The sequence below is a fragment of the Advenella sp. EE-W14 genome, assembly GCF_012923605.1.
Classification (GTDB): Bacteria; Pseudomonadota; Gammaproteobacteria; order Burkholderiales; family Burkholderiaceae_B; genus Advenella; species Advenella alkanexedens.
In genome coordinates, this window is sequence record NZ_JAAVNG010000010.1 from 101,170 (window position 1) to 126,198 (window position 25,029).

The 25,029-nt window shown below is 48.8% G+C and carries 24 protein-coding genes and 1 riboswitch; of the genes, 6 read left to right on the forward strand and 18 right to left on the reverse strand.

Annotated features, from left to right (window positions below):
• Positions 1–3 precede the first annotated feature (3 nt).
• The 11 genes from HCX92_RS09960 to cysK form a co-directional block, all read right to left on the reverse strand.
• Positions 4–984, reverse strand: a complete 981-nt coding sequence (locus tag HCX92_RS09960) for a calcium/sodium antiporter (protein WP_211182353.1) — start codon at positions 982–984, stop codon at positions 4–6.
• On the reverse strand, positions 985–3,777 hold the full coding sequence (locus tag HCX92_RS09965) for a cation-translocating P-type ATPase (RefSeq protein WP_169294816.1): 2,793 nt from the start codon (positions 3,775–3,777) through the stop codon (positions 985–987).
• A 21-nt stretch (positions 3,778–3,798) separates the two neighbouring features.
• Complete coding sequence (gene fetB / locus HCX92_RS09970; RefSeq protein WP_169294817.1) at positions 3,799–4,593, reverse strand: iron export ABC transporter permease subunit FetB; 795 nt, start codon at positions 4,591–4,593, stop codon at positions 3,799–3,801.
• Positions 4,593–5,282 carry an ATP-binding cassette domain-containing protein gene (locus HCX92_RS09975; protein WP_169294818.1) on the reverse strand — a complete coding sequence of 230 codons (690 nt, stop codon included), beginning with the start codon at positions 5,280–5,282 and terminating at the stop codon, positions 4,593–4,595. The genes fetB and HCX92_RS09975 overlap by 1 nt, the downstream gene beginning before the upstream one ends.
• Positions 5,272–5,721, reverse strand: a complete 450-nt coding sequence (dtd, locus tag HCX92_RS09980; protein ID WP_169294819.1) for a D-aminoacyl-tRNA deacylase — start codon at positions 5,719–5,721, stop codon at positions 5,272–5,274. Before dtd ends, HCX92_RS09975 begins: the two co-directional genes overlap by 11 nt.
• The gene (locus HCX92_RS09985) at positions 5,718–6,329 is read right to left on the reverse strand and encodes an ABC-type transport auxiliary lipoprotein family protein (protein WP_169294820.1); all 612 of its coding nucleotides are present in this window, start codon (positions 6,327–6,329) and stop codon (positions 5,718–5,720) included. The genes dtd and HCX92_RS09985 overlap by 4 nt, the downstream gene beginning before the upstream one ends.
• Complete coding sequence (locus HCX92_RS09990; protein WP_169294821.1) at positions 6,326–7,264, reverse strand: MlaD family protein; 939 nt, start codon at positions 7,262–7,264, stop codon at positions 6,326–6,328. The genes HCX92_RS09985 and HCX92_RS09990 overlap by 4 nt, the downstream gene beginning before the upstream one ends.
• Before the next feature lie 5 nt (positions 7,265–7,269).
• Positions 7,270–8,073, reverse strand: coding sequence for an ABC transporter ATP-binding protein (locus HCX92_RS09995; RefSeq protein WP_169294822.1), 804 nt, complete (start codon positions 8,071–8,073; stop codon positions 7,270–7,272).
• A complete protein-coding gene (locus HCX92_RS10000; RefSeq protein ID WP_169294823.1) occupies positions 8,067–9,203 on the reverse strand; it encodes an ABC transporter permease in 1,137 nt (378 codons plus the stop codon). Before HCX92_RS10000 ends, HCX92_RS09995 begins: the two co-directional genes overlap by 7 nt.
• An 84-nt stretch (positions 9,204–9,287) precedes the next feature.
• On the reverse strand, positions 9,288–9,893 hold the full coding sequence (locus HCX92_RS10005; protein WP_169294824.1) for a TMEM165/GDT1 family protein: 606 nt from the start codon (positions 9,891–9,893) through the stop codon (positions 9,288–9,290).
• 1 nt (position 9,894) lies between these two features.
• Positions 9,895–10,071: riboswitch (yybP-ykoY riboswitch) on the reverse strand.
• A gap of 66 nt (positions 10,072–10,137) precedes the next feature.
• Positions 10,138–11,121, reverse strand: a complete 984-nt coding sequence (cysK, locus tag HCX92_RS10010; protein ID WP_169294825.1) for a cysteine synthase A — start codon at positions 11,119–11,121, stop codon at positions 10,138–10,140.
• A 179-nt stretch (positions 11,122–11,300) separates the two neighbouring features.
• Between cysK and HCX92_RS10015 the strand changes: the two genes are divergently transcribed.
• The gene (locus HCX92_RS10015) at positions 11,301–12,074 is read left to right on the forward strand and encodes a short-chain dehydrogenase/reductase (protein WP_169294826.1); all 774 of its coding nucleotides are present in this window, start codon (positions 11,301–11,303) and stop codon (positions 12,072–12,074) included.
• 269 nt (positions 12,075–12,343) lie between these two features.
• Here HCX92_RS10015 and wrbA read toward each other — a convergent pair whose 3' ends face one another.
• From wrbA to HCX92_RS10030, 3 genes are all read right to left on the reverse strand, one after another.
• Complete coding sequence (gene wrbA, locus HCX92_RS10020; protein ID WP_169294827.1) at positions 12,344–12,958, reverse strand: NAD(P)H:quinone oxidoreductase; 615 nt, start codon at positions 12,956–12,958, stop codon at positions 12,344–12,346.
• Between the two features lie 107 nt (positions 12,959–13,065).
• On the reverse strand, positions 13,066–13,566 hold the full coding sequence (locus HCX92_RS10025; RefSeq protein ID WP_169294828.1) for a histidine phosphatase family protein: 501 nt from the start codon (positions 13,564–13,566) through the stop codon (positions 13,066–13,068).
• A gap of 36 nt (positions 13,567–13,602) precedes the next feature.
• Positions 13,603–14,478, reverse strand: coding sequence for a pirin family protein (locus HCX92_RS10030; RefSeq protein ID WP_169294829.1), 876 nt, complete (start codon positions 14,476–14,478; stop codon positions 13,603–13,605).
• Positions 14,479–14,910: 432 nt separating this feature from the next.
• Here HCX92_RS10030 and HCX92_RS10035 point away from each other — a divergent pair, with 432 nt between their 5' ends.
• From HCX92_RS10035 to HCX92_RS10050, 4 genes are all read left to right on the forward strand, one after another.
• Positions 14,911–16,158: an MFS transporter gene (locus tag HCX92_RS10035; protein ID WP_169294830.1), complete on the forward strand. Its 1,248-nt coding sequence runs from the start codon at positions 14,911–14,913 to the stop codon at positions 16,156–16,158.
• Between the two features lie 34 nt (positions 16,159–16,192).
• Positions 16,193–16,354, forward strand: coding sequence for a hypothetical protein (locus HCX92_RS10040; protein ID WP_169294831.1), 162 nt, complete (start codon positions 16,193–16,195; stop codon positions 16,352–16,354).
• A gap of 126 nt (positions 16,355–16,480) precedes the next feature.
• The gene (gltS, locus tag HCX92_RS10045; protein ID WP_169294832.1) at positions 16,481–17,695 is read left to right on the forward strand and encodes a sodium/glutamate symporter; all 1,215 of its coding nucleotides are present in this window, start codon (positions 16,481–16,483) and stop codon (positions 17,693–17,695) included.
• 96 nt (positions 17,696–17,791) lie between these two features.
• Positions 17,792–18,847 carry an AraC family transcriptional regulator gene (locus HCX92_RS10050; protein ID WP_169294833.1) on the forward strand — a complete coding sequence of 352 codons (1,056 nt, stop codon included), beginning with the start codon at positions 17,792–17,794 and terminating at the stop codon, positions 18,845–18,847.
• A gap of 46 nt (positions 18,848–18,893) precedes the next feature.
• Here the strand turns inward: HCX92_RS10050 and HCX92_RS10055 are convergent, their stop codons facing one another.
• The 3 genes from HCX92_RS10055 to HCX92_RS10065 are packed head-to-tail and all read right to left on the reverse strand — an operon-like array spanning position 18,894 to position 22,337.
• On the reverse strand, positions 18,894–19,748 hold the full coding sequence (locus tag HCX92_RS10055) for a fumarylacetoacetate hydrolase family protein (protein WP_169294834.1): 855 nt from the start codon (positions 19,746–19,748) through the stop codon (positions 18,894–18,896).
• An 11-nt stretch (positions 19,749–19,759) separates the two neighbouring features.
• Positions 19,760–20,704, reverse strand: coding sequence for a VOC family protein (locus HCX92_RS10060; protein WP_169294835.1), 945 nt, complete (start codon positions 20,702–20,704; stop codon positions 19,760–19,762).
• Positions 20,705–20,714: 10 nt separating this feature from the next.
• Complete coding sequence (locus tag HCX92_RS10065) at positions 20,715–22,337, reverse strand: bifunctional 3-(3-hydroxy-phenyl)propionate/3-hydroxycinnamic acid hydroxylase (protein WP_169294836.1); 1,623 nt, start codon at positions 22,335–22,337, stop codon at positions 20,715–20,717.
• A 180-nt stretch (positions 22,338–22,517) separates the two neighbouring features.
• Here HCX92_RS10065 and HCX92_RS10070 point away from each other — a divergent pair, with 180 nt between their 5' ends.
• Positions 22,518–23,804 carry an arsenic transporter gene (locus tag HCX92_RS10070; protein ID WP_169294837.1) on the forward strand — a complete coding sequence of 429 codons (1,287 nt, stop codon included), beginning with the start codon at positions 22,518–22,520 and terminating at the stop codon, positions 23,802–23,804.
• Between the two features lie 85 nt (positions 23,805–23,889).
• Here the strand turns inward: HCX92_RS10070 and HCX92_RS10075 are convergent, their stop codons facing one another.
• A complete protein-coding gene (locus tag HCX92_RS10075; protein WP_169294838.1) occupies positions 23,890–24,840 on the reverse strand; it encodes an aldo/keto reductase in 951 nt (316 codons plus the stop codon).
• Between the last annotated feature and the right edge of the window lie 189 nt (positions 24,841–25,029).

Here is a 25,029-nt window from a genome sequence, read left to right on the forward strand (position 1 = left end):
TCTCTAAACACGCGACAACAAAAAAGCCATATAGGCAAAATAAAGCAAAACAAAAAACGCGCCCTCTTTACGGGACACCATGGATTTGCTTCTAAGAATGGGGATACACAACAAGGCAACCGCAATCATTAATGGAAAATCAATCCAGAGAAGATCGTGACCTATAGTGATTCCACCCGGCACGACAAGCGCAGTCACACCCAGGATAAACAAAATATTGTAAATACTGCTGCCAATCAGATTGCCAATCGCCACATCCCGATCATTCTTGATGGTGGATAAAATAGTAGTAACAAGCTCGGGAGAAGAGGTTCCAATAGCCACAATGGTTAAACCGATAATCGCATTGGAAACCCCGAAATGCTCGGCAATGGTGACCGCACTATCAACCAGCAGATCCGCTCCCAACACAGATAAAGCCATACCCGCACACAACACAATCAGGTTCCAGGTTTTGGTGGCGGCTGTCCAGGTCGTAATGGTTTTTTCGGCACCAAACTCCTGGACAAACTCATGCTGCACGGCAATAGACTCTTTATGACTCATGCGAATCAACACAAGCGTGTAAACAATGGCCATCAAAAACAGAATTCCGCCATCAAGCCGACTAATGACCCCATCCATAGACAGAAAAAGCAAAAATACGGAACAAAACACAACGACAGGCAAATCCAGCTTCAGGCTTTGTTGTTGAATGGGCAATGCTCGAATGGCAGCACTCAAGCCCAGGATAAAAAGAATATTAACCAGATTGGTGCCGATAATATTCCCAATGGCCATTTCCCCTTGACCACTCAAACCGGCCGTGATCCCCACTGCCAGCTCAGGAGTACTGGTACCAATGGAAACAATCGTCAAGCCAATAATAATCGGCTTGATATGCAGCATGACGGCAATACGTGCTGCACTTCTGAGAATCATCTCGGCGCCAAGGATAATAATCACCAGGCCGGCTACAAAAATAACGGCGGGATGGAATTCCAATTACTTCTCCAGCTGTCTCAATACAAATTTGCGGATTTCACCAAACCACAAAACGCTACTGCCCATCAAAATGCACATTCCCCATTGCTCCAGACTGAGCGGAACAGTATTGAATGCCACATTGAGAAAGTCCACATGAACCACGGCAACCTGCAACAAAGCCGACAGACCCACCGCCCACAAAAGCCACCGGTTAACAAACATATTCGTGAACGCGCTGCTTAATTCCGAGCGGGCATTGAAACAATTGAATAGCTGCGCAAAAACAAGCACCGTAAAACCTGCTGTACGGGCCAGCTCAAGACTTTCATTACCCTGCAGCATGCCGCCTGGCAAATAAAAATCAATGGTCATCAAGGTGGCGAGGCTCATCACCAGACCGACCAGTAATACACCCAGCCACATCCTGCCATCAATGGTGCTTTCTGTTTGCCGACGCGGCTTGCGTGCCATCACATCTTCGGTCTGCGGGTCCAGTCCCATGGCCAGCGCAGGCCCCGAGTCGGTCACCAGATTGATCCACAAAATCTGGGTCGCCATCAGGGGCACAACAACCCCGCCACTTTCCGAATACAAACCAAGCAGGCCCGCACCCACCACCCCCAAAAACACGGTCAGCACCTCGCCCATGTTGGAAGACAGCAAATAACGCAGGAACTTGCGGATATTATCAAAAATATTACGACCTTCACGCACCGCAGATACAATGGTGGCAAAGTTATCATCGGCCAGAATCATCTTGCCGGCCTCTTTGGTGACTTCAGTACCGGTAATCCCCATGGCCACACCAATGTCAGCCGTTTTCAGGGCCGGCGCATCGTTAACGCCATCACCGGTCATGGCCACAATATGTCCCCTCTTTTGCAGTGCATCCACAATACGTTGCTTGTGAGTTGGTGCCACCCTGGCAAAAACGGATACGTTGTCCACCGCCTGCAGGAAAGCCTGCTCATCAAGGCGATCAAGCTCTTCACCGGTAAGCGCACCCTCATCTTCGGCAATAATGCCCAAATCCTGTGCGATGCGGGCTGCCGTGCGCGGGTGATCCCCCGTAATCATAATGACCCTGATTCCTGCCCGATGGGCTTCCTGAATGGCAGGTCCCACTTCTTCACGCGGAGGATCTATAATCCCGACCGTACCGACAAAGATCATGTTTTGCTCAAGCGCTTCCAACTGATCAAGATCCTCATGACTGCCAATGGGACGATATGCAACGGAAAGCGTCCGATAAGCGGCCCCGGACAAACGATCCACATCAGCCAAGGCCTTGGCCCTCAGCTCATCGGTAAAAGCCACCACATCCATCCCCAAGCGGCATTTCGTGCAGCGCTGCATAAGAACGTCCGGTGCCCCCTTGCTGATCAAGACCAGCATATCATCATGCTCATGATCTTTTTCAATGGTCGACATCATTTTCCGGTCGGAGCTAAAAGGAATTTCCAACACCCTTTCAAAACGCTGCTTACGGCGTTCTGCCACATTCAGTTTCTGTTCGGCCACCAGAAAAGCGGCTTCGGTCGGATCTCCCCGGATCTCCCACTCTCCGTCCTTGTTCAGGCGCAAATCCGCGTTATTGGCCAGGCTGCCACCGCTCAGCAAAGCCACCTGTTCGGCATGTAACTGCCCTGACTCCAAGGGCTTACCATCAACACTGACACTCCCTTCCGGTATATAGCCAACCCCGCTTAAGTCGGTATAACCCGAACTGGTATACGCCTGCCCAATCATCATTTCCGAACGGGTTAGTGTTCCCGTTTTATCGGTACAAATCACCGAAGCTGAACCCAATGTTTCAACAGAAGAGAGTTTTTTAACAATTGCATTTCGCTTGGCCATTTTCTGGACACCCAAGGCCAACACCACCGACAAAATGGCGGGCAAACCCTCGGGCACGGCCGCCACCGCCAGCGAAACCCCCAGCAACAGAACATTAATGACATCTGAAAGACTATTTATTTCCGACAGCAGCAATACCGTGACCACCACGACCAGGGCAATTGCACTCACGGCCTTGCCAAGCATACGGCCAATATGCCCGATTTCCTTTTGCAAAGGGGTTTGCCCTTCAACGGTTTGATCCAGCATTTGCGCAATGGATCCCATTTCCGTATCCATGCCGGTTGCTGTCACGACCGCTTTGCCGGTGCCCTGCACTACCGCGGTTCCCTTGAAAATCATGTTCAGGCGGTCACCTAACGGCAAAACCCGCTCCAGGCGAGCCGCATCTTTCATGACGGCCTCGCTTTCACCCGTCAGGGACGCTTCCTGGATTTTCAGGGCCGACGCACGAAGGAGCCGGGCATCAGCCCCGACGGCATCCCCCTCTTCCAGCATGAGAATATCTCCGACCACCAGACTGGTACTGGGTACACGGCTCACCACGCCATCACGCAATACGGCAGACGTGACTTCGGTCATTTTTGCCAGTGCCGCCACCGCGTTTTGCGCCTTGTTCTCTTGCACATAACCCAAAATGGCATTACCCACCACAATCAATAAAATCACCAGCGCATCAATGGGCCAGCCTACCCAACCCTCTACGGCCCAGGCAATCACGGAAATCAAAATGGCAATCAGCAACAAATAAACCAATGGATCCTGAAACTGCCTCAAAAACCGTTTCCAGCCAGGAACCGGCACGGCAGCCCGCAGCACATTGGGACCATCCTTTTGCAATCGCTGGCTTGCCTGTGAACTGCTCAAACCGGTTTCAGGATGAGTACCCACCTCCTGTACAACCGCCTCGGGGCTTTGTACGGAAGGATCTGTCTCGCCACGCTGCTTTGCCATTTCCCTGCTTTCCTTTGAAGATTACTTTTCCTGCAGTTTCCAATACATGAAACTATGTGATTTTGAAAACAAACGCCTAAAAACAAATAGCACGGCCAACACACAACCGATGGCCGATGCTGCACTAAGAAAAAACATGACAATAATCTGGTAACGGATCGCCTGCTCGGGATCCTGACCTGCCAGAATCTGCCCGGTCATCATGCCGGGAAGACTCACCAGCCCAATAACCATCATGCTGTTAATCGTTGGCATCATGCCTGCCATCACTGCATTTTGTGCCGGCTCCTTATAAGCCTCCCAGCGGGTCGCCCCCAGGGAAAGCATCATTTCCACCTGTTCACGTTTCTGAATCAATTCATGCGTAATGCGATCCAAGCCCAATGACACGCCTGTAAGCGTATTGCCCAGAATCATGCCCATAATGGGAATCACGTACTGGGGCTTGTACCAAGGTTGTACCTGCAACACGAGCACCAACCCCAACAAGGCTATCAGCCAGGAAGACACCCATACCGAGACCAGTGCATCCACTCTCATGCCGCCGTATTGAACACGATTGCGATTATGCGCAGCCATACCGGCGATCAACGTCATGATGCCAATAATAAACAGCACCACATACCATTGATCCAGACTGAACACCCATTTCAGGATATAACCAATCAGCAACAGCTGAACAACCATCCTGACCGCAGCCACCAACAGGCTCTTTTCAAGCTTGAGCTTTAAAAAAAAGGAAATCAAACCATTGGCCAGCACCAGCAAAGAGGCCAAAGCAATATCCAGATAAGAAATTTCGATATAAGAAGGCATTATGCAACACCTGTCGTTAATACACCGGCATTCATATGCCAGACTTGCCGCCCAACCCGTTTTTTTTGCTGCTCATCATGACTGATCCATACATAAGCCCTGGTTTCATCATGCAGTTGCATCCATTTATTGATTAATAACTCCACCTGCATGGCCATGTCCACATCCAGGGCAGAAGTGGGTTCATCAAGCAGCAAAATCACCGGATCCAGTTGCAAAACCCGTAACAGACAAACCAGCTGCCTTTCCCCACCTGATAAGTCAGCCGCATTTTTTTGCAAAAACGTGTCCGGTTTATCGATCACGGCTAAAAATCGGGCGATTTTTTCTGGATCGAAACGACGTTCCCGATTGATACGCAAGGCAAATGGGAAGACCAGATTTTCCTGTACCGTTCCCCGTAACAAGACGGGGCGTTGCCGGATATAAGCCACCCTTGAACGATAATGTGGAATATCCACCGGTTTTACAAGCTGTCCGTTAAAAGTAATACTGCCCTGATCAGGTTGGTCAAGCAGGGCCAGCATACGACAAAACACGCTCTTGCCCGACCCTGAGCTTCCGGACAGGACAATACGGTCACCCGGGTAAATCAAACAGGAAGCGAATTTCACCAGCATGACCTTGTTAATCGGGTCTGTCCGGCACAGATTATCGGCTTTGAGCAAGGCCGTTTCATTACCCATCATGACTGTCCAAGAGAATGGTGACAGGACCATCGTTGATGAGGGCCACTTTCATATCGGCACCAAAAATACCGCTTGGAACCGTCTTACCCAATGCCTTTTCAAGCGCCTGCACAAAACCATCAAAAAAAGGCAAGGCCATTTCCGGACGGGCCGCCTTGATATAAGAAGGACGATTGCCCTTGCGCGTATCCGCCAACAGGGTAAACTGGCTAACGGCCAGAATCTCAAACCCCTTGTCCAGAATAGAAAGATTCATGACGCCCTGCGCATCATCAAAAATACGCAATTGCGTCATTTTACGCACCAGATAATCGATATCTTTTTGCGTATCCTCCGGGCTTATCCCCACCAGCGCCAGCATTCCCGGGCCAATGCTTGCGACCAACTGCCCATCAACCGTGACACTGGCCTGTTGTACCCGCTGAACAACCACCTTCATTTGTCGGCCACCCGATATACCCATTGAATGATGTCATGATTGATCCGGCTTGATGCCTGCCCGAAAGCCTGAACGACCTCGGGGACCTGACTTCCATCAACCGGTTCGGCAACACTGAAATGCCGACTGTCAATTACCCGGCCACTTTGGCTGTTGACAAGACTCGCCTCAAAGGAAATGACAACAGTGGGTTGCTCATTACGATAAACAACCTGAAAATCCACCAGATCTCCTCGCAATTGATAATCAGCGAACAGGTTTTCCCTTTCATTATCAACGGCTTTCAGGTCGCTGATTCTACGCATATCCCGGATAAGCCTGTTACGGAAAACAACCGGTGCGAAATCATTCCAGCGACTTCCCTCATAAACACTAAGACGATTGCCGTCCGGTGCAACGGCAATACGGTTGGAATCAAGAAAACTGCCGGCATAAGGAGTAAAAACACTTAAGGTCTTGGCTGACAAACCTGAAAAAGACGGTACAACTGTCTCATGGGCAGCTGGCAACTGATAAACGATGAGTGGGTCTGATTCGGGAAGAATTGAACATGCGCCGAGTAATGAAACCAGCGATACTGCCAGGATGCACCTGAATTTCCTTCTCATGGCTTGAACTCCTTGATTTGATTGCCGTTTAGCAGATACCCGGACGGATCTTCCCTGAGTTGCCGAAGAATGCCTTGTAAATCACCGAAAGCATTCCTGAATTCAAGCAAAGCCGGGCCAATACCCTTTAACCCCTGAATACCCTGACCAATGGCTCCCTGATTGTTTTTAACCAGCTTCTGAACATTGGCGCCCGCGTTTTCCACTGACTTCATGGCTTGGCTGGCATTTTGCAAGAGCTTGGCACCCTGCTCGTTAAGCAAATCATTGCTACTGCTGGCCAGATCACCAATAAACCTCATGGCACCATTCACCTGTTTGACCATTGCCGTCAACTCGACCAGGAAACTATCCACATTGTTTTCCTGGGCAGACAGAAAATTGCTGATTTCCTCAATGTTATCCAGCGTACTGTCAATTTTTTCGGCATTTTCATCAGACAAAATATTTTTGGCATTCACAATCAGTTCGGTCAGGTTATACATTAATGATTCACCATTACTCAATAGCGCCATTAAAGCCGAGGGAGTTGCTACAATAACCGGGTCTTCATCACCCACTCCCACCAATTCAGGGCTGTCTGGCGAACCACCACTCAACTCAATGACTGAAAGGCCGGTAATACCCGTCAGACTTAATTTGGCCGTCACATCCTGTTTTATGGGTACATTTGCCTGAATCCTGACCCGGGCAAGTACCTTGCCTGGATCATTGGGACTCAAAGACAAAGACACCACATCGCCCACCTTGATGCCGCTGTACTGCACGGCACTACCTTTGGACAAGCCGCTTACCGCTTGATTAAATTCAATGATGTAATAACGTGCATTATTATCAGCACTGGATTTACCCAACCAAAGGGCAAATAACAAAGCTGCCGCCGTACAGACAACGGTAAAAATGCCAATCAGCACGTGATGCGCCTTGGGTTCCATTTTTTCTACTCCCGGGACAACGTGTGTCCTGCTTGATAGGCCGCCCTTCCTCGGGGACCATGAAAATATTCCTGAATCCAGGGATTATCAATTTGCTCTATTTTTTCCAATACATCGACGGCCAATACTTTCTTTTCAGACAAAACGGCAACCCGGTCACAAGCGGTATACAAGGTATCCAAATCATGGGTCACCAAAAAAATAGTGAGCCCCAGGGCATTACGCAAGGTCATGATAAGCTGATCAAAACTGGCCGCACCAATAGGATCAAGCCCCGCCGTTGGCTCATCCAGAAAAAGAATGGCCGGATCCAGTGCCAGGGCCCTTGCCAAAGCGGCACGCTTGACCATCCCCCCTGACAGACTGGCCGGGTAATCATAAGCGGCTTTGGCCGGCAAACCGGCCAGCGCGATTTTCAAACGGGCAATTTCCTCGGCATCGGCCCGTTTCAGGCCCGCCTGCTCGATTAAGGGAAAAGCGACATTCTCAAGTACCGTCAGGGATGAGTATAAAGCACCACGCTGAAACAGCACGCCAAATTTTCTCTCAAGCGCGGAGCGGTCACGATCGGGAAGCTGAAGCAGGTTTTGCCCAAAAACCCTTACTGAGCCAGACGCAGGCCGAAGCAACCCAACGATAGATCGCAGCAGCACCGACTTGCCGGTCCCCGAGCCGCCCACAACCCCCATGATTTCTCCTTGGTAAACATCAAGGTCAAGGTCTTTATGGACAACGTGGGTACCAAAGCTGTTTACCAGATCCCTGACCTCGATGACAGGCACAGGATTTTCATTCCATTTACCTACCATCCCATCTCCATGAAAAACAAGGCAGCCAAGGCATCAAGCAAAATAACCAGAAAAATACATTGCACCACGCTGGAAGTGGTGTGCTCCCCCACTGATTGGGCGCTGCCATCAACCTTGAAACCTTCATGACACCCAACCACGGCAATGACAAAAGCGAAAATCGGTGCTTTGACCATACCAATCCAGAAATGACGGACCGGCACATTCTCACTGATAATATCCATAAACATAACCGGGGAAATTTCAAGGCTTACGATACAAACCACCAGGCCACCCAACATGCCAGACAGCATGCCCAGGAAAGTAAGGATGGGCAGGGAAATCAGCAAGGCCAGCACACGCGGAATTACCAACAGATAGACCGGATTCAGGCCAGATGCCCTGAGCGCGTCAATTTCCTCATTGACCTTCATGGAGCCCAACTGCGCCGTAAAGGCACTGGCCGTTCTGCCGGCCATTAAAATGGCGGTCAGTAAAATGGCAAACTCACGCAAGTTGGAAAAGGCCACCAAATGCACCGTATAAACGGAAGCACCGAAATCGGCCAAGACGGTGGCACCTAAAAAAGCAATGACAGCCCCCACCATAAAGGTGAGCAGCATGACAATGGGAACGGCATTTAATCCACTGGTTTGCACCTGTGCAACCACCGAAGTAAAACGCCATTGACGGGGATGCCACACAAGACGAAACAGGGATTCAAGGATCAGCCCGGAAAACCCCAGCAATGAAATAAATTGCCGCCACACCGTGGTAACGGAGTACCCTATTTGCCCGAAAATTTGACTGATTGGGCCGGCTTCAGGCTTTTTCGGGACCCCGTCCGTTAACTCAAGCGCCTGCGCAACCGTTTGGAGCAACGCTTTCTTTTCTGCCGGTAAAGGACTGTCTGCCTGCAACAGCAGGCGCGTATTGTCCTGTCCCAGCAATTGAATCAGCCTGGATGCACCAACGGTATCAAGCATGCCAAGGCGACTGCCATCCAGACTGATTTTTTCAGGTACAGGCTGTTTTTTATACCGCTTCGTGAATTTTTCCAATGCGACAAAGTTATCCAGTATCCAGTCACCCTGAATACAAAGATAATAACCATCGGCCCGCTGTTCTGTAACCAGAAAATCAGCTTGCATGGCATTCACATAGAAAATAATAGTAACGCATTTTATCGTTCACTCACCAAATGGTAATTGCTCAGATCTTACTATAATTCATTTCTAAAAGCCCAGATCCGAGCCTGCCCCCAGCAAAGTTGCAACACCCAGTGAGGCAAAAATACAGGCTGCAATTGTATGAACCAGCTTCATGGGAATGCGGTCGGCCAGCTTATCGCCTATAAATACCGCCGGAACATTGGCAATCATCATACCCAATGTGGTACCAATAACAACCATTAATAACGTTGTAAAGTGCGCACCAAGCGCGGGTGATGAATAGTGGGCAGCCATGGCAACCGTGGCAATCTGGGTTTTGTCACCCATCTCGGCCAGGAAGAAAGTAACAAGAGTGGCACCAAAAACGCCAAACTTCCCGGCAATCGTGGTTTCTTCTTCTTCGATTTTATCGGGGATCAGGGTCCAGATGGCCATGGCAATAAAAGAAAGACCCAGTACCCAACGCAAAATCTCCGGGCTGACGGCTGCTGTAATCCAGCCCCCCAGTGCACCGGCCAAACCATGATTGACAACGGTGGCAACAAGAATTCCAAGAATAATGGGCAGGGGTTTTTTAAAGCGGGCAGCAAGAATAAATGCCAGTAATTGGGTTTTATCACCCATTTCGGCCAGGGCCACCACGCCAGTAGAGACAAGAAGTGCTTCCATAAATACACCTTGGCCGGAAAGAGACGAATGACTACCGCACTTTTCCGGCCAATGTAGAAAGCGCAATAATCAAAGGTCTTGCCAAGTTTTTTGAGAACCGTTTACGCCATGGTGAATACCAAGCATGTTGACGCAAACCCCTGGAAACAGAGAGGCTACTCCCCAATGAAGTAAACGGATTCTAGCACGTTCATGGAATAATTAAAGCCTGTTTTGGCGATAAGACCACACTATTGCCATCTTTTTAAGTGGAAACTGCCAGACCTTTCTCGTCAAACAGACCCTCGAATAAAATCGAGCTTAAATAACGCTCGCCTGAATCAGGCAGGATAGCCACAATGACTTTACCGGCATTCTCAGGCAGTTTGGCCAGACGAATCGCGGCGGCAACGGCAGCCCCGCTTGAAATGCCTGAAATAATCCCTTCCTCACGGGCAAGACGCAAGGCGTATTCCACCGCGTCCTCATTGCTGACCTGCTCTACACTGTCAATTAAGGAAAGATCAAGCACTTCCGGGATGAAACCTGCACCAATGCCCTGAATTTTATGAGGGCCAGGCTTGATTTCCTGACCGCTACGGGCCTGTGTAATCACTGGACTGCCAGTAGGCTCAACCGCAACTGCCTGGATTTTTTTGCCTTGGGTATTTTTAATATAACGGGTGGTACCGGTTATGGTACCACCGGTACCAACACCGGAAACCAGGATATCAATCGCACCATCCGTATCATTCCAGATTTCAGGACCCGTAGTGGTTTCATGAATGGCAGGGTTGGCAGGATTTTTAAATTGGTGAAGCAAGACATATTTAGCCGGATCTGAAGCAACAATTTCCTCGGCTTTGGCAATCGCACCACTCATGCCTTTGGCCCCTTCTGTCAGGACCAGCTTGGCACCAAATGCCGCCAGCAGTTTACGACGCTCAAGACTCATGGTGTCGGGCATGGTCAGGGTAATGGGAATGCCTTTAGCGGCGGCGACAAATGCCAGCGCGATCCCTGTGTTGCCACTGGTCGGCTCAACAATTTCTTTTCCGGCCGTCAAAACCCCTTTCTGCTCTGCATCAGCAACCATGGCGGCACCAATCCGGCATTTGACCGAATAGGCGGGATTACGCCCTTCTATTTTCACCAAAACCGTTGCGCCAGCACCATCGGTAACACGATTCAACTTAACCAAAGGTGTGCGCCCTATTGCCTGCGCGTTATCAGAAAACCATTTAGCCATACAGATACCCAAAAAAATTGCTGAAAAATTTCAGTTTGAAGATTAAATTTCAAAAAAGTATAGGCTGATTCTTTAAAAAAAAGAACAACTAATTTATTAATTTTATATTACTAAAATTTATATAAAACACATAAAAAATAATGTACAAACAAGACAGGCACAACATCAAGGAGGAAAAATTGGATCTGGAACTTTCAAACAAACAGGTACTTGTCACGGGTGGTTCAAAAGGCATCGGATTGGCCAGCGCCATTGCCCTGGCCAAAGAGGGTGCCCATATTCATCTGGTTTCAGGCAATGCCCAAACCCTGGCAAAAGCAGCCGATGAATTAAAAACACAAACAGGTACAACAGCACAAACCACGGCCCTGGATTTATCCCTGCAGGAAAACCGCGAACAACTGGCTCCGGTTCTGAAAAACACCGACATCCTGGTTAACAATGCCGGTGCCATTCCCGGTGGTGGCTTCAAGGAAGTTGACTTTGCACGCTGGAGCAAAGCATGGGATCTGAAAGTACATGGTTATATAGAATTGACCCGACTGGCCTTGGATTTCATGATGGCAAGAAAATCAGGGGTCATCATTAATGTGATTGGAGCCGCTGGCAGCAATCCTCGCTATGAATATCTGGCGGGTTCTACCGGCAACGCAGCACTTATAGCCTTCACCAAGGCTGTAGGCGGCTACAGCAGTACAGCCGGCGTACGCGTGCTGGGTCTTAACCCGGGACCGACCAAAACCGATCGCCTGCTAACCCTTTACAAATCGCGGGCACAAGCCAAATTCAATGACTCCGAACGCTGGCAGGAACTGCTTGAGCACCTGCCTTTTGGCCGCCCTGCCGAAGCGGAAGAAATCGCTGACATCGTCACTTTTCTGGCTTCGGCAAGAGCATCCTACCTAACTGGCTTGGTGATTGAAGCCGATGGTGGTGCCGGCTTTCTGAAATAAACAGGCGGTTTCCAAGTCATTCAAAGCGCTGGAATGAAAACCGGCGCTTTTTTCTTTAAAACCAATTGCATTAGCAGGCCACCATAAACCGGCAATTTCGTTATAAAAAGACAAAACGCTTATTAAACGATCAAAACTTATTAAAACCAAAATAAATATTTATTTATCAATGGCTTATAAAAATATTTCAATCTTATGAAATAGTTATCCACAATGATCTCAACAAAATTTGTGGACAGATTCAGCCATGTGGACAAATTTCCCCGACTTTAAACCGCCTTACCCTTGAGCAACGCAGTTGTGATTTCAGCCACATGCTTACCCTGGTAATGTGCACCATCCAGTTCATTTTGACTGGGTTTTCTGGCACCATCACCCCCTGCAATAGTGGTGGCCCCATAAGGACTGCCACCGGTAACCTCGTCAAGTATCATTTGTCCCTGGAATGAATAAGGCAAGCCAACCACAATAAAACCGTGGTGCAATAGAACAATCTGGGTCGACAAAATCGTGCTTTCCTGGCCACCATGCTGGGTGGCGGTAGAGGTAAAGACGCTGCCCACTTTACCAATTAAAGCCCCGGACGCCCATAAACTGCCGGTTTGATCCAGAAAATTTTTCATTTGGGCTGCCATATTGCCAAAACGGGTTGGCGTGCCAAAAATAATGGCATCGTACTCAACCAATTCTGCCGTGGTGGCAATGGGGGCCTGTTGGTCCAGCTTGAAATGGGCATTGCGGGCAACCTCTTCAGGAACCAGCTCAGGTACCCGTTTAACCACGACCTCGGTACCGGCTACCGCCCGCGCACCTTCGGCAACCGCTTGCGCCATGGTTTCTATATGACCGTAAGAAGAATAATAAAGTACTAAAATCTTTGCCATGATGATTCCTTCTGTTAAAAACTGCATGAACCACAAAGAAACGTACTGACACAGACAGTATATTACAAAACCGCCCAAATAATACATGGGTAACGCGGCCTAATCCGTTAGGCCACCGGGTGCTCATTCTTGGGAGAATCGTACAAGGCCTGATGCAAATTCTCACGGGCAATATCCGCCCAGGCTTCTACATCAAACTGTAATTCAAGCGTGGCACAGGTAGGCATATAGGCAACTCTATCTGTAAATAAATGGACAAAATCCGTTATCTCAGGGTTGTGACCTACCAGCATGACATAAGACAAACCATCATCAAAATCTTTCACGACCTCAAGAATATCGCCAGGCTGACAGGCATACAAACGGTCATTCACGGTAATATTCCTGTGCTTGTAGCCCAACGATTTGCCCAGGGCTTTTGCCGTTTCCGCAGTACGCACCGCCGGACTGGTTAACACCAGGTCAGGTTTGACCCCACGACTGGCCAAACGTTTCCCCATTTTCTCTACATCATGCTTTCCCCTGCCCGCCAATGGACGGATACGATCCGGCAGGGTAGGATCGCTCCAGCTTGACTTTGCATGACGAACCAATAATAAGGTTTTCATTTTTTTATCCTTAATGTTAAATCCTGCTCAACATTATCATGCCATTGTTTCAGGCAGAGGGATGAACTCAGTATTGTCATCGGGCGGAAGTGAAAATTTCCCGGCCTTCCAATCCGCCTTTGCCTGTTCTATCCGTTCTTTCCGGGAAGATATAAAATTCCACCACATATGCCGTGGCCCCAACGGCTCGCCCCCAAGAAGCATTAGACGGGTGTTTTCCTGCGCCATCACATCAGGCAAGCTGTCCCTGGCAAAAACCAGCATTTGCCCAGCCACATAAATTTGCCCCTGTATCTGCAGTTTGCCACTATTAATATAGAGCGCTCTTTCAGGATAAGCCCGAGGCAACGGTACCCGCATGCCCATGCTTACTTCCATATGCAGGTAAAATAACGGAGAGTGAACCGTTACCGGGCTTTCCAGCCCAAAAGCGCTACCGGCAATAAGTCGGGCCCACAGGCCTTCCTCCCTCATGACCGGCAACTCAAACGCATTGTAATGAACAAAGGAAGGTTTGGTTTCTTCATACTCTTCGGGCAAGGCAACCCAGGCCTGGATACCATCAAGACGCCCTCCGGTAGCACGCATGCCGTCAAAACGCTCTGAATGGCTAATACCTGCACCCGCTGTCATCCAGTTTAATTCACCAGGCAAGATAAGTTGCTTATAACCAAGACTATCCCGATGCGTCATTTCACCTTCGAACAGATAAGTCACGGTAGATAGACCAATATGGGGGTGAGGCCTAACATCACGCTCAAGTGGAATGGGCGCCACCATATCATGAGGCCCCATTCGATCAAAGAAAACAAAAGGACCTACCGATCGGCACTTGCGAAAAGGCAACACCCTGCCCACCTCAAATCCACCACCAAGATCATGGCGGCGTGTTTCAATTACGATTTCTGGCATGATGGTTTTTCCTGTAAAATCAAGGCATAATTCATGATAAATGAAATCCTTAAGCTTGACTTGTGGTGTTTTTACCCATTAGCCGAAAATCACAACCATTACTTACATATTCATATTTTAAGTATTAAGCAACTGGCATATAATCGCAGCACCTGAAAAGGTGGACGGCCCCGGGTTGATTGCAGCTTGGATACAATCAACCAAAGCAGTTGTCGCAAATTTTCTGGCTGCTTTGCCGTCCTTCATAAAACTGTCTCCCCTAGCCCAAACCATACATTAAAAGAAACTTTCACTTGCCACACCAGGACTTGCCCGGCCAACTTGAGTGTTGCGGCAAAATAACAAAAAAACAACTATCCAAACCGGTTAATTATTAATTATCATTAAACCTGTTACTCTCAAACAATTTTATTATTCATAACAAAAATATCAATGGACAAACAATTAAACCAACAATGGTATTACGGCTGGAATATTGTAGGCGCCGCGACTATTCTGACCTTGCTGACTGTGGGCATGCGATTGGGCATTGGCCCGTTTTTTTTACCCATTATCAATGACTTGCACTTTACCCGCAGTGAACTCTCGGGCGTTATTGCCATCGGCATGCTTTTTTACGGCCTTGGCATGCCCGTTGCCGGCTACCTGGTGGGCACCAAAGGCACCCGTTTTGTACTTTTGCTAGGTACGGCCATTGTCGTTGCGTCTTCCATCTGGACAACCATGGCAAGCAGTTTGACCAATTTTTTCTTTGCCTATGGTATTTTCCTTTCAATTGGATTGGCCTTTACCAGTCAGGTAGCGCTAACACCCGTCATCAGCCGCTGGTTTATCAGGCAAAGAGGCATGGCGCTGTTCTTTTTATCCACGGGTTCCATGGCCGGTATCGCCATCATGACCCCCCTGTTTACGTATACTAATGAAACTTTTGGCTGGAAAGAAACTATCCTTGGTTTTGCCGCCGTGTTTGCCCTTATTACTATTTTCTCTGCCCTGTTCATCATTCGCGAACACCCGCCAGAACATGCCGACCTGTTAAATAGCGCTTCAGCTAAAAAGACAACCGCTGCCAAACCAGCCACTCAAACAGCCCCCATCAGCCTGAAACAGGCCTTGCGCACCGGACCATTCTGGAAAGTAGTACTGGGACTGTTTGCCTGTGGCTATAGCATGAACCTGTTAGGTGCCCACGGTGTTCCCATGCTGATGGATCACGGTTTTGACTCGGCCAGCAGCGCACTGGGAATCGGCCTGATTGGCCTGATTGCCATTTTCAGCACTTTGGTACTGGGCCGTATTTCCGATACCCTGCCCCGACGCTATATGCTGGCCGTTATTTATTTTGTGCGCGGGCTGGGCTTTTTCGGGCTTGTCATGGTTGCCGTTAACTGGCAACTTTTTGGCGTCGCCACCGTGGGTGGTGTGGTCTGGGCTGGCAGCATTGCGCTTTCTTCCGCCATTCTGGCTGATATTTATGGGGTTAAACTGGTGGGCGTTTTATATGGCCTGGCCTATGTGGGGCACCAAGTAGGCGGCATGATCAGCTCATGGCTGGGCGGCTGGGCTTATGAAACGTTCCATACCCACTGGATTTCTTTCGGCTCAGCCGGTGTCTTCTTGCTGCTTGCCGCCATCATCTCATTAACGCTTCCCGATAAAAAGCAATTCCAGTCTGCCTAAAACACAACAGCCTGCCAACCTTACCTTGAAAAAAATGCATAAATATACATTAAAACTCAGCAATGGAAAAACGGTTCAGATCCTTGCCAAAAGCGGGGGTGATGCCATAAAAAAAGCGGTCAAGGCGTATGGCTGCCAGCCTGATGAAATTTTAGTTATTGCGGTGCAAAAAATAGAGGTTTACCGGCCCAAATAGCCACGCTTTGCAAGCCATTGAGCTGGCAAAATAACCTAAAACAAATTCTGAGGGCTATAATTCGTAACAAATTTATCTGGGTATCAAACAACTACCTGCAATTCTTATCTGTTAAAGGCAAATTCGTTGCAACACTCCTTAGAAATTAATGCCATCGCCAGTTTCACGCTGGCTATTCTGCTTTTGTTTATTGGCAAAGGCTTAAGCAATCGTATTACCTGGCTACAGAAATACAGTATTCCAGAACCCGTCATTGGCGGGCTGGTCTGCACCGTTATGGTTTGCATGGCTTATTATCTACTGGATCTGCGGATTTCCTTTACCCTTGGCGTACGCGACATGCTGCTCCTGTATTTCTTTGCGGCCATTGGTCTTAATACTAATATTCAAACGCTAAAACAAGGGGGCCGTGCATTAATTATCCTGGTGATTGTTGCCTCAATTTTCATGGTGCTGCAAAACCTGCTTGGCATGAGTATTGCGCAGTACTTTGACATGGACCCCAGAATTGGTTTAATGGCCGGTTCCATCTCATTAACCGGCGGGGTGGGTACCACTATGGCCTGGGCCTCGCATTTTGTTGACACCCTGGGGCTGGATAATGCCGTTGAGATTGGTATTGCGTCCAATATGGTGGGCATGATTGCAGCATGTATGATTGGCGGTCCGATTGCCAGCCTCCTGATCAAGCGACATCGCATACAAACGTCGGCTGACCCCGAACTTGATATTGGGATGCGCTACCAGGATGAGCCCTACAAGCGGCTTAACTACTACGGCGTACTAATGGCCATTTTCTGGCTAAATATCTGCCTGATCATGGGCCGTGTGATTATTCGCCTGATCGCCTTTACCGGCCTTAACCTGCCCGCCTTTGTGGGTTGTCTGCTGGCAGGCATTATTATCCGTTCGGTAACGGCACTGGTCGTTCCCAAAGGCGGCCGCATCTGGCGCTGGCACAGCATGCAACCTGGCATTGCACTAATCTCTGATTTATGCCTTGGTATTTTCCTGACTATGGCGCTAATGGGCTTGCAACTGTGGGTTTTGCAACCCATGATCACGTTCATTACCATCACCATGGTTCTACAAATTTTACTGGTGATTGCATTCATTCTATTGGTAGTTTTCAAAGTCATGGGACGTGATTATGAAGCCGCCGTCATGTGTTCAGGCTTTGGCGGCATCGCGCTGGGTTCCACGGCCACTGCCATTGCCAATATGAGTGCCGTTACCCGCGTATACGGTAACGCCCCACGCGCCTTTATTGTGGTGCCGCTGGTCTGCGGGTTCTTTATTGACCTGATTAACGCGCTGATTATTGGATTTTTGGCCCGATAAAATCCAGATACTCAACGCGCCTTCATTGGCATTTTTCATGCAATTGGGAGCAGTACCAATTGGAAACCCGGTTTCAACCATGGCATACTGCCCCGCATGAAAATCATCAAGCATTCCGACGAATACACCAAAGAGCGACAAAAAATCCTGCACAGCTATTTCACGGACACCATTGATATTCTGTCAGAGTCTCATACTCCGCAAGAGATTGAGCAGCTATTTGAATCCCTGTCTTTTCCCATTGAAGACATCACCAAAAAATTAACCAGCCTGTCTTTTGATGACTATTTAAGATTAATTGACAAAATCAACGAAGCCTGGGCGGTTCCGGGTTTGGGCTTGAAACTGGGGATCGTTAAATCAATACGGAATTTTGGCATTTATGGCTATGCCCTGATGTCCAGTACCACTTACGAACAATTTACCACTGTGGCCAACCGGATTTTCTATGCCATTTACGAGCCGCTTACCATACAGCACCACATCGTGGGTGACATGCTGGAAATTAGCTATTTACCCAAAGAACCTTTACCACGCAATATCCATACCATTTTGATGGAGCAGGTCGTGACCTGTGGTATTTCATTAATGAGCACGCAGCTTCCTGAAGAAATCAACTGGGAAAATTGCATCATTAACTGCGACTACGCGGCGCCTGACCATGCCCAGCTTTACAACGAATACTTTCCAGGGAAAATCCGCTTCAACCAGCCTGTCATGCAGTTGTGCGTCCCGGCCAGCTGGATGCAGCTGCCTTTAAAGGCAGGTAATCATTACATTTATTCTTTATGTGAAAACAAGATAGAGGATATATTAAACGGCCTTGGCACACAAAGCACCCTTTCAAACCGGATACGCCATATCCTGTTAACCAGTAACCTCAATCATCTGCCCAGTACCCCCCAGATCGCACAAAAATTTCATATTGCTGAAAGAACCCTGCACTTGCGCCTTTCCCGGGAAGGCACCTCCTATCGTACCATTTTAAATGAAGTCAGAAATGAACTGGCACAGCGATATTTGAATGAAAGCAGCCTGACCATACAGGAAATCGCTTTCCTGCTGGGCTATGAACACAGTCAGAATTTTTACCGCGCCTTTCTGAAAAACAACGGGATGACGCCGGCACAATACCGGAAGAACAAGCAATAAGCCATAACATAAACGGCTGCCTGTTCCTCCGTATACCAAACACCTATCAGGCAACGACGGCGTTTTCAATGGCCCCTATCTGGTCAATTTCGCATTTAACAACATCGCCCGGTTGCAGGAAAACAGGTGGTTCCATGGCCACACCCACTCCTTCGGGTGTACCGGTTGCAATAATATCGCCAGGCTCCAGCGTAAACGCTGTTGACAAATAAATTAATTGATCATTAATACCATGAATCATTTGTGACGTATTATTGGACTGGCGCAGCTCCCCGTTCACATAACAGCGCAGATCCAGGTTTTCAGGATTTTCTATTTCATCGGCTGTCACAATCCATGGGCCGATCGGGCCATGCGTATCAAACGATTTACCCATGGTAAACGTGAGCGTATGGAATTGCCAATCACGGGCAGACACGTCATTAACAATGAGATAGCCAAAAATGGCATCGCGCACATTGTCAGCAGTCAGCTTTTTCGAACGCTTGCCAATGACCACACCCAGCTCAACCTCATAATCCAGTTTTTCAGTGACGCCTTTTTCAATCTTGCCAAACGGGTCATTCACGCAGGTAATCTGTTTATTAAACCAGGTTTGGTGCTTGCGCTCATCAACACCCAGTTTACTGGCTTCTTCCACGTGTTTTTTATAGTTCATGCCAATGGCCAGGAATTTTCCGGGGCGAGGAATCGGTGCCAACAAAGTGACATCAGTCAATGGGTAATGGGCTGCGACCCCTTCACAGTGTTCTTTCAGCATGGCCAGGGCCTCTGGGCCTGCCTCAATCAACGACTGCAAATCGTGATGCGGAAAGTCTATTTTTTTAAAATCAATAATGCCGTTATCGGTCACCACACCACATGATATTTCATTATTAAATTCAAATCTTGCAAGTTTCATAATATGTCCTGTTAAATTATATTTTCTGACTCATAGTTATAAACAAAATCCACCGGTGGTTCGGGACCCCAGGAATGCAAAGCATCTTCAGGCGGCCAGTTTTTGGCCTCCCACTGTTCGCTGTCATGGATATAGTCCATGTCCGCATAATATTCCACATAGCTTCCCCAAGGGTCTGCCACGTAATGAAAAAAGTTGGAGCCAATCGAGTGCCGGCCAAATCCCCAACCTTTTTTGTGCCCCTTTTCAGCCATGCGCTGCCCGCCCAAACCCACTTCATCGGGAGAGGCCACCAAAAAACTGGCATGATGAAAGCCGATATGGCTGGATTTTGCAAAAGCAATCACATGATGCTCACTGCCACCGGGAAAGTGTGTGAACATCACGCCCTTACCGGAACGGTCGGACAACTCAAGTCCAATTGCCTTGTGCAGGAATTCGAAAGAACGGTCCACATCAGGGGTAAACATTAACACATGTCCCATACGGCGCGGCCGCACATCCGGCAAGACAGATTTGGGTGGCAAAGCCCCCTGGTTGATCCGGTTCTGATGGCCGGGGGCGTTAATTAAAAAAGGCGCTACCGGATTTTCCCTGTAAGTATCCTGGGCTTGGACAATATGGAATAAAAGACCATGCGGATCACGAATCCACACTCCCTCATTGCCATACCCTTGCGGTGCCTCAACCGAAGCAATCCCGTGTTGCCGCAGATTTTCCCTGATTTTATCCAGCCTCTTGCCAGAAGCCCCGATTTGCACATGGTGCAAGGCTTTTTTAGAGGAACCGGTCTTCAAAGTAATACTGGGGTGATCAATACCATCACAATAAGCCTCTATGGTTTGCGATTTGTCGGTTTCGAGCCGCAAACCGAAATCACCATAAAACTTGATGGCTGCTTCTTTATCCGTATCGGGAATCTCAAGCGCAACATGTTTAATAAACAAATCAGACATGATTTCCTCCTTAAGCGGCAAGCATTGCTTCAATACCAAACTGTTCCAGCTGCCGGGCAAGCAAGTCAAGTGCCTCATCCAATTGCGCTTTATGAACAACACCGGCAAAAACATAATGGTCGGGACGAACCAGCAAGGCATTCACACCATGGGTTTCCATGAACGGAAGAATCTGTCCCTGAGTATCGGCATACTCATTATCCTGGGCATTTATCCTGTCTGCCACCACCACAGTTTCAATATCCAGCAAAGCAAGCCTTTCCTGCGTATTTTCATCCAGACACTGCTCAGCAAAATCACGCGCCAGCAACAGCTTGAATTTATCGCAATCGGTAAACCTGTCCAAACGTGCGGTACGGCGTCGATACCGGACAGTTCCATGCGGCGACAGCATACCGGCGCAAGGCATTAACTGACCCGCTTCCTTCCGGGCAATCAAACCATCGGTCAATTGGGGAAACGGCTGCATTTCAGGTGGGTTATCAGACAGGAACAGCGCATCACGCTGGGCCGCTTTCTCGGGCTCGGGAATACAAATAATATTGCCCAGGAACATGGAAAGCTTGATGATATCCGTGACATGGGGCTTGCGCTCCTGTTCATAGGTATCCAGCAAAGACGCTTCAGCCTGGCCTTTCAGGACACGATCAAGCTTCCAGGTCAGGTTCCAGACATCACGCAGGCCGGCACACATACCCTGCCCCATGAATGGCGGCATTAAATGGGCGGCATCACCAGCCAGCAAAAAGCGGCCTTTGCGCCATTGTTCGGCAACCAGGGAACGGAATGTATACAGTGCATGACGCACCAGCTCACCCTGCTCCGGCTTGATCCAGTCACCCAGCAAGCTATGTACCTTTTCCAAGGTAACCATTTCTTCTTTGGTTTCATGAGGCAGACGCATGAATTCCCAACGGCGGTTTTCACGTCCACCCGCTATCTTACCCCCGGGAACGATGGTCGTTGGCCGCTCCGGGTTGCAATACTGGCCGCATTCAATCAAGCCCAAATCGGTGGCGGTAAGGCCATCGTTCAGCATGTAATCCACCACCAGCCAGTCTGCTTCAAAACCCAAATCGTGTCGCTTGATCTGCAACGATTCACGCACGAAACTATTGGCACCATCAGCACCAATCACATATTTCGCGGTATAGGTATTCTCCTGGAGGGAAACCAGATCCTGAACCGTCACACTGGCGTAATCGCTGTGCTGGCTGATACCGACACACTCGTGCTCAAAAAAGACGGAAATATTATTGCGACGCTTGACCTCCGCATCGAGCTCCCGCTCAAACGATGGTTGGTGAATGAAATTGACTTCACTGGTTCCTGACACCGAACCTGCGGGCCAGTCAAGGTGTAAAAGTTCTTTCCATTCAGCGTTGTACCAACGGTACATCGGTGCCCGCTCCACCACCCGATCCACCTGTGGCCCCAGGCCACCAGCATGTAACAGGCGATAGACCTCGTGATCAATACACACCGCCCTGGGTAAGGGGTACACTTCACCCCATCGCTCAAAAACACCGGTTTTCCAGCCCAGCCTGTCGAGCAATAAAGCGGCTACTTTACTGACAGGACCATAGCCCACCAAAATGACGTCAAAATCCGTATCCTTATAGGTTTTTTTCATATTGTCTCCATATGAATTGATTTTCAGGTTTTACTTACCATTTATTTTTACAATCCAATTATTTAATTGTTTTTATTAATTGGCTTTATTTAAGATAGCAATAAACCCCGAAAGAAAAAATATCATTTTCAGCAAGCTTGGTATCATTATCGGCATTGATTTTATTCAACAGGAAATAACGTGTTTACATCTGTAGTCATTTTTATGATGACCATTGCGTTAGTCATTTGGCAACCCCGTGGCCTGGGTATTGGCTGGAGCGCCTCTTTGGGGGCATTATTGGCACTTTTATTGGGTGTCATACAAATCAGCGACATTCCGGTCGTATGGGATATTGTCTGGAATGCCACCGCCACCTTTATTGCGATTATTATCATCAGCTTGCTGCTGGATGAAGCTGGGTTTTTTGAATGGGCTGCCCTGCATGTCGCCCGCTGGGGCGGTGGTCATGGCAAAGTCTTGTTCGGTCTGATCATTTTGCTGGGTGCGGCTGTTTCCGCCTTTTTTGCCAATGACGGTGCCGCCCTTATTCTTACTCCTATTGTTATGGCCATGCTGCTAGCCCTGGGGTTTGGAACGGGTGCGACCCTGGCGTTTGTCATGGCCGCCGGCTTTATTGCCGATACGGGCAGCTTGCCTTTGATTGTTTCCAATCTCGTCAATATCGTTTCCGCTGATTTTTTTGATATCGGCTTTGCCCGCTATGCCAGTGTCATGGCACCTGTTAACCTCATCTCGGTGGCGGCCACACTCCTGGTGTTGCTGTGGTATTTTCGAACCAGCATTCCCGCTACCTATGATCGCACTCAACTTAAACGCCCAAACGATGCCATTCGTGACCTGACCACCTTTCGGGCTGGCTGGTTTGTGCTGGCACTGCTGCTGATCAGTTTTTTTATTCTTGAAAACATGGGCATTCCGGTTAGCGTGATTGCCGGTATCGGCGCAGCTATCCTGTTAGTGGTGGCTGGTCGCGGACATGTGATTAGTACCCGAAAAGTCATGCGTGAAGCTCCCTGGTCTATTGTGATTTTTTCTTTAGGCATGTACCTGGTTGTTTATGGCATGCGCAATGCCGGGCTAACTGATCATATCGCAACACTTTTGAACTGGCTGGGTGGCCAGGGGCTATGGGTTGCGGCTATAGGAACCGGATTCCTCACGGCCTTACTGTCTTCCATCATGAACAACCTTCCTACCGTGCTGGTGGGAGCCTTATCGATTGAAGCCAGCCAGACGACCGGTACCATTAAGGAAGCCATGATTTACGCCAATGTTATTGGCAGTGATCTTGGACCTAAAATCACTCCTATCGGCAGCCTGGCTACTTTGCTGTGGCTGCATGTTCTGGCCCGGAAAAACCTGACAATCACCTGGGGCTATTACTTCAGGGTGGGCATTGTGATAACGCTACCGGTTTTATTGGCAACCCTGGCGGCCCTGGCCTGGAGGCTGAGCGCAGGGTAACGCAGGCAAGAACAGTTCCCAATGTCAGATCCCGGTATAACGGTCAAATGCGGAATCTGACATTATTCTTGTAGGATCCGGCTTTTTACATGGCACTGCTTTGATTCAGACAGGCCATGTCTTCGTCAGACAGCAGCAATTGCGTTGAACGGATGAGGCTATCCAATTGATCCAGGCTGGTTGCACTGGCGATGGGGGCAGTTACTCCTTCACGCGCCATCAACCAGGCCAGGGCCACTTCTGCCGGCGCCGCTGCATGATTGGCCGCCACCTTATCCAAGGCAGCCAGAATTTTCAAGCCCCGCTCATTAAGATAAGATTTGACACCGCCACCCCGTGCACTCTTTTGCAAATCATGAGTACTGCGATATTTTCCGGTTAAAAAACCACTGGCAAGACTGTAATAGGTAATCACACCCAGGCCTTCGGCAATGGCAAGATCACGCAAGGCACCTTCATAGCTGTCACGGTCATAAAGGTTATACTCGGGTTGCAGGACCTCGTAGCGGGGCAATCCGTTTTCAGCAGCCACTTTCAGGGCATGTGCCAACTGTTCTGCAGAATGGTTGGAAGCGCCAACAGAACGGATCTTGCCGGCGTTAAGCAAACGCTCATACGCGGCCAGCGTTTCTTCCACAGGCACGTCCCCGTCAAAAATATGTGACAGGTAAAGGTCAATATAATCTGTCTGCAAACGACGCAAGGAATTTTCAACGGCACGCTCAATCCATGCTGCAGAAAGGCCTTTCTGCCCTGGCCCCATTTCCAGACCCACCTTGGTAATAAGTATGATCCGGTCACGATTACCTCGCGTTTTCATCCATTCACCAATAATCGTTTCGGACTCTCCACCCTGGTTACCTGGCGCCCAGGTCGAATACATGTCAGCAGTATCTATGGTTTCAAAACCGGCTTCGGTAAAACGGTCAAGCAGCTCGAACGAGCGTGTTTTATCGGCCGTCCAACCAAAAACATTGGCGCCAAAAATCAGCGGTGAAACTGACATACCCGTATTACCCAGTGCTCTTTTATTCATTTTGTCTTCCTTTCCTTATTGATGCGATTGATGCTTTAAATTTTAGTTAAAGAATAAAATTTTTGTCAGAAAAAAACTTAAGATAGGAACAAAGCACGGAATTTTACCATTTGTTATATTTTGCATTTTTTATATACACAATGATGGTTGTGTACGATATAATCAGCCACCTGTTTTAATACTTAACTA

Bases quoted from the DNA above. Each gene is read 5' to 3' on its own strand.
- HCX92_RS10025 (WP_169294828.1), bottom strand. From the start codon at position 13,566: ATGAAAACCTTATTATTGGTTCGTCATGCAAAGTCAAGCTGGAGCGAT.
- HCX92_RS10040 (WP_169294831.1), top strand. From the start codon at position 16,193: ATGCATAAATATACATTAAAACTCAGCAATGGAAAAACGGTTCAGATC.
- HCX92_RS10065 (WP_169294836.1), bottom strand. From the start codon at position 22,337: ATGAAAAAAACCTATAAGGATACGGATTTTGACGTCATTTTGGTGGGC.
- HCX92_RS10050 (WP_169294833.1), top strand. From the start codon at position 17,792: ATGAAAATCATCAAGCATTCCGACGAATACACCAAAGAGCGACAAAAA.
- HCX92_RS09975 (WP_169294818.1), bottom strand. From the start codon at position 5,282: ATGATGGGTAATGAAACGGCCTTGCTCAAAGCCGATAATCTGTGCCGG.
- HCX92_RS09985 (WP_169294820.1), bottom strand. From the start codon at position 6,329: ATGAGAAGGAAATTCAGGTGCATCCTGGCAGTATCGCTGGTTTCATTA.
- HCX92_RS09995 (WP_169294822.1), bottom strand. From the start codon at position 8,073: ATGGTAGGTAAATGGAATGAAAATCCTGTGCCTGTCATCGAGGTCAGG.
- HCX92_RS10035 (WP_169294830.1), top strand. From the start codon at position 14,911: ATGGACAAACAATTAAACCAACAATGGTATTACGGCTGGAATATTGTA.
- fetB (WP_169294817.1), bottom strand. From the start codon at position 4,593: ATGCCTTCTTATATCGAAATTTCTTATCTGGATATTGCTTTGGCCTCT.
- HCX92_RS10055 (WP_169294834.1), bottom strand. From the start codon at position 19,748: ATGAAACTTGCAAGATTTGAATTTAATAATGAAATATCATGTGGTGTG.
- HCX92_RS10005 (WP_169294824.1), bottom strand. From the start codon at position 9,893: ATGGAAGCACTTCTTGTCTCTACTGGCGTGGTGGCCCTGGCCGAAATG.
- HCX92_RS10030 (WP_169294829.1), bottom strand. From the start codon at position 14,478: ATGCCAGAAATCGTAATTGAAACACGCCGCCATGATCTTGGTGGTGGA.
- HCX92_RS10000 (WP_169294823.1), bottom strand. From the start codon at position 9,203: ATGCAAGCTGATTTTCTGGTTACAGAACAGCGGGCCGATGGTTATTAT.
- dtd (WP_169294819.1), bottom strand. From the start codon at position 5,721: ATGAAGGTGGTTGTTCAGCGGGTACAACAGGCCAGTGTCACGGTTGAT.
- wrbA (WP_169294827.1), bottom strand. From the start codon at position 12,958: ATGGCAAAGATTTTAGTACTTTATTATTCTTCTTACGGTCATATAGAA.
- HCX92_RS10075 (WP_169294838.1), bottom strand. From the start codon at position 24,840: ATGAATAAAAGAGCACTGGGTAATACGGGTATGTCAGTTTCACCGCTG.
- HCX92_RS10060 (WP_169294835.1), bottom strand. From the start codon at position 20,704: ATGTCTGATTTGTTTATTAAACATGTTGCGCTTGAGATTCCCGATACG.
- HCX92_RS09965 (WP_169294816.1), bottom strand. From the start codon at position 3,777: ATGGCAAAGCAGCGTGGCGAGACAGATCCTTCCGTACAAAGCCCCGAG.
- cysK (WP_169294825.1), bottom strand. From the start codon at position 11,121: ATGGCTAAATGGTTTTCTGATAACGCGCAGGCAATAGGGCGCACACCT.
- HCX92_RS09990 (WP_169294821.1), bottom strand. From the start codon at position 7,264: ATGGAACCCAAGGCGCATCACGTGCTGATTGGCATTTTTACCGTTGTC.